This is a genomic window from Pseudomonas wadenswilerensis, assembly GCF_900497695.1.
In the GTDB taxonomy this organism is placed as follows: Bacteria; Pseudomonadota; Gammaproteobacteria; order Pseudomonadales; family Pseudomonadaceae; genus Aquipseudomonas; species Aquipseudomonas wadenswilerensis.
This window is the reverse complement of sequence record NZ_UIDD01000014.1, coordinates 1-3,231: the sequence shown is the minus strand read 5'-3', so window position 1 is coordinate 3,231 and position 3,231 is coordinate 1. Positions and strand designations below refer to the sequence as shown.

The 3,231-nt window shown below is 66.7% G+C and carries 1 protein-coding gene; it reads right to left on the bottom strand.

Annotation, left to right across the window (positions count from 1 at the left end; all coding sequences use genetic code 11):
• Positions 1 to 3,231, bottom strand: a 3,231-nt coding sequence (locus tag CCOS864_RS27940; RefSeq protein WP_115089631.1) for an amino acid adenylation domain-containing protein, incomplete at both ends; no start/stop codon positions are given.

Genomic DNA, 3,231 nt, shown 5'->3' with positions numbered 1-3,231 from the left:
CTGGCTGGCCACCACGTAGCCCACCAGTTGCTGACCGCTGGCGCCGTCGACCGCCAGCACCACCGCTTCGCGCACCGCCGGTTGCTGGTGCAGGCGCGCCTCGATCTCGCCCAGCTCGATACGGAAACCGCGAACCTTGACCTGGTGGTCGATACGGCCGATGTACTCCAGCACGCCGTCGGCGCGGTAGCGGGTCAAGTCGCCGCTGCGGTACATGCGCTCGCCCGGCGGCCCGTACGGGTTGGGCACGAACTTCTCGGCGGTCAGCCCCGGGCGCAGCAGGTAGCCGCGGGTCAGGCCGTCGCCGGCCAGGTACAGCTCGGCGGCCACGCCTTGCGGTACCGCTTGCAGCTGGGCATCGAGCAGGTAGCTGGCGGTGTTGAACAATGGCCGGCCGATGTTGGCCTGGCCACCGGCCTGGCGGCGGCTGAAGGTCGAATAGGTGGTGTCTTCCGACGGCCCGTACAGGTCGTAGACCTGCTCCACCGCGGTCTCGGCGTACAGCGCCTCGACCAGCGCCTGCTTGAGCGGCTCGCCGGCCAGGTTGATGATTTTAACGCTCGCCGGGATGTCGCCGGCACGCTGCAAGGCGGCAATCGCCGACGGCACGGTGTTGATCAGGCGTACCTGCTCACGGGCCGGCAACTGCGGCAGTTCCAGGGCGTTGCGGGCCATGACCAGGAAACCGCCATTGGCCAGGGTGACGAAGATCTCCCAGACCGACAGGTCGAAGCACACCGAGGTCGAGGCCAGCACGCCCTGGATGTCTTCGCTGCGGTACACCTGCTGCGACCAGTGCGCCAGGGCCGCGACGTTGCGGTGGGCGATGGCCACGCCCTTGGGCTGGCCGGTGGAACCGGAGGTGTAGATCGCATAAGCCAGGTTCTGCGCCGTGGCACGCGGTGCCGGCGCACTGTCCGGGTAGCCGGCATCGTCTTCGACCAGCACGGTGACGATGTCGTCCGGCCAGGCCTCGAGCACCCCGGCCTGGGTCAGCAGCACTTGCGCCTGGCTGTCTTCGAGCATGTAGCTGAGCCGCTCGCGCGGGTAGTCCGGGTCCAGCGGCACATAGGTGCCGCCGGCCTTGAGCACCGCCAGCAGGGCCACCACCAGCTCGGCACTGCGCGCCATGGCCACACCGACCCGCACCTCGGGGCCGACGCCCAGTTCGATCAGGCGGTGGGCCAGGCGGTTGGCGCGGGTTTGCAGCCAGGCGTGGGAATAGGATTGTTCGCCATCAATCAGGGCCAGGGCTTGCGGTGCAGCCTGGGCACGTTGCGCGATCAGTTGGTCGATGCAACGGTCACTGGCAAAAGCTGCGGCCGGCGGATTCCAGCCATGCAACTGCAACTGCTGCTCGTCATCGCCCAGTATCTGCAACTCACCCAAGGGCTGCCCGGCCTGGGCAATCATTCGTTCCAGCAACTGCAGCACCTGCACGCCAAAGCGTTGTACCTGGGCCGCGCTGAACAGCGCCGTGTCATAGCTCAGGTGCAGTACCAGGCTCTGGGCATGAACCACCGCCAGGGTCAGCGGGAAACTGGTCTGCTCCTGGTTGCGCACCTCACTGAAGCGCAGGCCCTCTGGCGCACCTTGTTGCAAGGCTTCGGAAATCGGGAAGTTCTCGAACACCAGGAGAGTGTCGAACAGGCCCTCGCCCAGACCGGCCCAGCGCTGCACGTCAAACAAGGCGGTGTGTTCGTGTTCACGCAGCGCAAGGTTCTGTTGCTGCAACTGTTGCAGCCACTGCGCCAGCGGCTGCCCGGCATCCAGGTGGGTCACCACCGGCAAGGTGTTGATGAACAGGCCCAACTGCTGCTCCACCCCTTTGAGCTCAGCCGGTCGGCCAGACACCGTGGCGCCGAAGGCGACCGTCTGCTGGCCGCTGTAGCGTGCCAGCAGCAAGGCCCAGGCGGCCTGCACCAGGGTGTTCATGGTGACCTTCTGCTGGCGGGCGAAATCACTCAGACGGCGAGTCGCTTGCGGCGCCAGTTCGGCGAAGTGCTCGGCCTGGCCTGTGGCACCGTCAGCCTGGTGTGGCAAGGCCTGGGCCAGGCGGGTCGGCACCTGCAGTTCACGCACCTGGGCGGTCCAGAATTGCTCGCTGAGCGCTGCGTCCTGTGCCTGCAACCAGCCGATGTAATCGCGGTAACGACCGGCCGGGCGACTCACCGGCTGCTGGCGATAGCGCTGCAGCACTTCCCCCATCAGCCGTGAGTTGCTCCAGCCATCCATCAGGATGTGGTGGCTGGTATAGATCAGGTGGTAGTGCTGCGCACTCAGCTGTACCAGCAACAGCCGCAGCAGCGGCGGCTCGGCCAGATCAAAACCACGTTGGCGCTCGGCGTTGGCCAGCGCGTCGAGGGCCTCTGGCACATCCGCGCGCGCCTGCCAGTCCTGCACCTCGAAGGCCAGGGGCAAGGACTTGCGAATCACCTGGAGCGGGCGCTCCAGCTCACCTTGCCAGACAAAGCCGCTGCGCAGAATGTCATGGGCATCGACGCTTGCCTGCCAGGCGCTACGGAAGCGCTCGACATCCAGCCCTTCCACGTCCAGACGCATCTGGTTGATGTAGTCACCGCGCTGTTCATACAAGGTATGAAAGAGCATGCCCTGCTGCATCGGCGACAGCGGGTAGATGTCCTCGACCTGCTCCAGGGCCACCGGCAGTTGCTCAAGCTGGGCCTGGCTGAGCCCGGCCAGGGGGAAGTCCGACGGCGTCGCCGAGCGTACCTTCAGTTCACAGCAGTGCTCGATCAGTGCCTGCAGTTCGGCGGCATAATCGTCGGCCAGGCGCTGCACCGTGGCTTCGTCGAACATCTCCCGGCTGAAGCGCCAGCCCAGGCTGAACTCACCGGCATACACCCGGCCGTTCAGGCTCAGCCAGTTGCCCAGGTTGGCTTGCGGGCTCTGGTCCGGGCCCACCGCTTCGGCCGCCGGCACGAACAGCGCCCCCTCCTCGGCATCGAAGCTGGCGTCGAACTGGCCCAGGTAGTTGAAGGTGATCCGTGGCACCGGCAGCACCGCCAGGCTCTCGCGGCTGGCGCTGTCGCCGAGGTAGCGCAAGGCGCCCCAGCCCAGGCCCTTGTCCGGGATCGCACGCAGCTGTTCCTTGACCTGCTGGATGCTGCTGCCCAGGGCGTCGGTGGCGCTGATGCGCAGCGGGAACAAGCTGGTGAACCAGCCGACGGTGCGGGTCAGGTCGAGGTCGTCGAACAGCTCTTCACGGCC